Below are 4,111 nucleotides of genomic sequence, written 5' to 3' on the forward strand. Positions count from 1 at the left end.
GGGTTGGAGCCGTAGTTTAGGCACTGGTAGCTGATGCCGCCGGGCAGGAAGAAAGACTCGCCGTCACGGATGTGAAAGGTTTCGTCGGTATCCGCCAAATAGAAGGTTGCGGGGCCTTGCAKAACGTAGAAGACTGCGTMCCCTCMATGGCTGTCGGGTTMGCTMGCGCGCGGTCCAACGCCACCCACAGGGATAGTCAGCTCTCCGACGTGCATGTAATCGTTGCTGACGCAGAACTGGATGAGAACKGGATGATCGCGGCCGGAGACGATGTTCAGACGATCGCTTTTTGCGACCTTCACCAGGTCGCCCCTCTTGCGCGCCTGAGCGCCGTCTACTGGATAGGCTCCGAGTTTCTCAAGGCTCATCACGCTCTCCCTTCGTGCTTATAGAGGCGCGTCGGCCCGTCATAGCCGGTCGGAGGGCCATTCTCGTCCCAGATACGCGGTGCGATGCAAAACAGKATAACTGCAGCCTTGTCGCTGAAGTTATAGCCGCGATGCGGAGCGCCCTTGGGGATAAGCACCGCGTCACCGGGTCCGAGTTMCTCTGTCTGCCCGGTTTCGGGGTTTAGGAGATGCACAACACCTTCGAGGACATAGTACACCTCGTCACCCGCGTGAATGTCGGCCGGGTCGAAGTTGCTTCCCGGCGCGAGCTGATAGATGCCAGTGGTCTGCTGGTCCGTGCTGGCGAGCAGGTAGTTGAGGTCGCTCGAGTACGGCTTCGTCCCCGTATAGATGAACATCTTGTAGCTATCGCGCGTCAGATGGACCGGCTTCTTTTCGCTGGGCGGATGTGGGAAATTGCCGAAGTAGCTTGGCAGTTTTGGCATTTTAGTACCTTAGGTCCGGAGTTCGCGGAGCAGCGACTTGAGAAGCCGCCAGGTCGGATCGACTGTCGTGTGGTTGAGGCGCTCGCGCGTGGTGTGGACGTCGAACGCTTCCGGTCCGATCGACAGCATGTCAATGTCAGGAACCTTCTTTCKAAAAAGGCCGAGCTCGAGACTGGAGTGAGAGACTTCCACATGTGGCTGCTCGCCGAACTCGCGCTCGTAWGCGGCTTTGGCGGCGTTGAGCATTCGCGAATGAGGATTGTATGGCCATTCCGGGCAATCCGCGAATGTCTMCACGCTCGCGCCGTTGCCGATGAGTTCTGACAGCTGCCGGATTTTGTCGACGATGTTGTAGCGACGGGAGCTGACGGCGCTTGGGACCGTATTGACGATTTCGATGGCCTCTTTATCGCTTGAAAGCAACGCCACGGTGTTKGAGCTCTCKACGAGGCCCTCGACTTGAAGGCTTTTGCTCTGGACGCCGTTGGGAAGCAGGTTCAGGGCATCGACCAGCGCCCGGGCGGACTGAGCCGAGAAGACTTCAGTAATCTGCCTCCCTGACTCGCTGACTGTGACCTTGAGGTTGGGATCGCTTGCTTTGTACTCAAGCGCAATCGAAGCCGCTTCCGCTTCAATTCTCTGTCTGAGATCGACAATCCGCGAGGCATCGATCGAAATGATCGCCTCCGCCTCACCCGGGATAACGTAACGGTTCACGCCACCCTTGACTTCGGCTACGCTGGCCCCAGCATCCCGGATGGCAATCCGGAGCAGCCGTCMGAGCTGGACGATGGCGTTAGCGCGTTCAAGATGGATGTCGAATTCGGAATGACCGCTGCTCAGGCCGGAGATCCGCAGCGAAAGGGCGGCCTGCCCCGAAACGCGCGGTTCGCACTGAACCGGAATCTTGAAGCGCACTGAAATATCGCCAGCGCAGCCTGCGAAAAGCKACTTGGGATCGTGCCAGTTCATGTCGAGAAGGCGCTTACCGCTAAGCTTTGTGCMGTCGAAGTGTTGTGCGCCGCCCTTGCCGACTTCTTCTTGAACCGTCAGGACGACTTCAAGCGGCGGATGCKGGATATCGTCGGATGCMAGCAACGACATTGCGAAAGCCACACCAACGGTGTTGTCCGCCCCAAGGGTTGTCCCCGTCCCATGGATGAAATCGCCGATAACCTGAAGTTTGATGCCTTCGTTCTCAAAGTCGTGGTCAACACCCTCGTCGCTCTCGCAGACGATGTCGGTATGCCCATGAAGAATGACGGTCGGCGAGTTTTCGTAGCCGGGTGTGCCCGGCTTCTTGATGAGGAGATTGTAGATCTCGTCCTGGTAAACCTCGAAGCCGCGTGCCCGGGCAAAATCGGCGATGTGATCGCTGACCTGCTTCTCGTTGTAAGAACCGCGCGGGATCGCACTCAGCTCTTCGAAAAAGCCAAAGAAGATCGCCGGTTCGAGACCAGCAAGAATAGAATTGTCGCGTTTATCTACAGTTTTTCCAGCGGGGAAACTCATTCGGCCCTCCTCCTAATACGGCATCTGCGCAATACTTCTTCCCTCGCCCTAGTCCGGCKACMTCGTAAACCGTATTGCATCTCATCTTACGCGCTAAGGCGATCCAGGTTCAGATGCCCTCCACGCATCGAACCATCTCTGCTTTCAGCTCCTATTTCAAACGCAATATTTCATAAAATAGATGAGCTTTTTTCATCTGAATTCGTTATAGTATAAGCTAACGCATCCATTGAAGCGCAGGCCGAGACCTCTACGAGTTTCGGATACCATGTAGGCATCTGCGTAATTTGGAGCTGGCTCGCGAGGTCCCTTCAATCGTCCGGAAGCGGCGCCTTAAGGTGGTCGAGAAACGTCCGGAGCGCGGACGGCACCTGTCGGTGCGAAACGTAGTATGCATGAAAACCCGGCCCAGTAGACGACCAGTMCGGCAGCACCACTTCGAGCAGACCAGCCGCCAGTTTGTCCTCGACGCGTGCGCGCAGGCAGTAAAAGAGACCGCCCCCCTCCTGCGCCATGCGGATGGACAGTTCTGAATCCCCGAGCGTGAGCAGTCCAGGGACGTCTAGGGTAACCATGCGGTCTCCGTCGCCAAGTTCCMATTTGCAGACGTGGTCTGTACCGGTTCGGATCCGGATGCACTCGTGCGTCAAGAGATCTTCCGGCCGCTCCGGCCGCCCTCGTTCGTTGAGATAGGTTGGAGAGCCGACGACGATCCATTCAAGTTCGGCAGTCAGACGCGACGCKATCATCCCCTCGGGAACTGTTCCTCCATAGCGGATGCCCGCGTCGAAACCCTCGGCGACCATATCGATAAAGCGATCCTCGACGCTGACTTCGATCTCGACATCGGGGTAGTTGCTGCGAAAACTGTGCAGTCGAKGAGCGATCAACAGCTCGGCGGCGTCACGCAGCGTGGTCACTCTCACCCTGCCCGTAGGACCGCTCCTGAAACTGTCCAGGAGATCCATCGCAGCCTGGATGCCGAGGAAACGGGGCTCTAGTTCGGCAAGCAGTACTTCGCCGGCGGCGGTGAGACTGATGCTCCTGCTTGTCCGATGAAACAGACGGACGCCGAGACGGGCCTCCAAACCCCTGATCGAGTGGCTGAGAGCGGAGCCGGAAACGCCGCGAAGCGCGGCCGCCTTTCGGAACCCCMCCGCCCTCGCGATCGCGACGAAAGTTTCAAGGTCGGCCAGATCGGCCCGCGTGGATACCATGAGTTATGGATACTCCCACTTCGACTGAATAAGATCGTCCTGGCCGACGCCGACCTTGCTTCAGACGGCTGGTATCTTCAATCCTTATTCAACTAACCTGGCTTTGGTATGTGATGACCACGGAAGCAGTCAAAAATTTGACATTAGTTGATCCATGTCGGATTCGGGGAGCTACGACGGGAGATGGGCCGGGTCGTTGAATAATAGCACCTCCGGGATTAATCGTCATGCAATGAAGATCATCTTGTCCACAGCCACGAGAGACGGCACCGGTTGGAACGGATACCACCTCCGCGCGGGCGGCCTGACGGTCCCGGAGGTTCAAGTTCTGAGCTTTCGAAAACGCCGGCTACCAGTCCTGCCGGGTTGGATGGACGACAATGTCGTTGATCGTGATCTCCGGGGGCTGATCTAGGGCATAGACCACGGCTTCAGCCACCGACGACGGCGGAATACCTTGCTTGTTGAGCTCTCCGGCGATCTTTCTGCCCGTCTCGTCATKAACCTTGTCGGCCCAGCCGGTATCGATCACGCCAGGGCTGATCAT

At 57.6% G+C, this 4,111-nt stretch carries 4 protein-coding genes and 1 pseudogene; all 5 read right to left on the minus strand.

Annotation, left to right across the window (positions count from 1 at the left end; translation table 11 throughout):
* On the minus strand, positions 1-368 hold a 368-nt coding region (locus QD357_RS31315), incomplete at its 3' end, for a cupin domain-containing protein (protein ID WP_414125867.1).
* Positions 368-835 carry a cupin domain-containing protein gene (locus QD357_RS31320; RefSeq protein ID WP_414125868.1) on the minus strand — a complete coding sequence of 156 codons (468 nt, stop codon included), beginning with the start codon at positions 833-835 and terminating at the stop codon, positions 368-370. The genes QD357_RS31315 and QD357_RS31320, both read right to left, overlap by 1 nt.
* A 9-nt stretch (positions 836-844) precedes the next feature.
* Positions 845-2,347: an aminoacyl-histidine dipeptidase gene (locus QD357_RS31325; RefSeq protein ID WP_414125869.1), complete on the minus strand. Its 1,503-nt coding sequence runs from the start codon at positions 2,345-2,347 to the stop codon at positions 845-847.
* 311 nt (positions 2,348-2,658) lie between these two features.
* Positions 2,659-3,564, minus strand: coding sequence for a LysR family transcriptional regulator (locus tag QD357_RS31330; RefSeq protein ID WP_414125870.1), 906 nt, complete (start codon positions 3,562-3,564; stop codon positions 2,659-2,661).
* Between the two features lie 349 nt (positions 3,565-3,913).
* Positions 3,914-4,111 (minus strand): annotated as a pseudogene (locus QD357_RS31335) (SDR family NAD(P)-dependent oxidoreductase); the annotation flags it as partial.

It is taken from the genome of Rhizobium sp. BR 317 (genome assembly GCF_047445835.1).
GTDB lineage: Bacteria > Pseudomonadota > Alphaproteobacteria > Rhizobiales > Rhizobiaceae > Rhizobium > Rhizobium paranaense.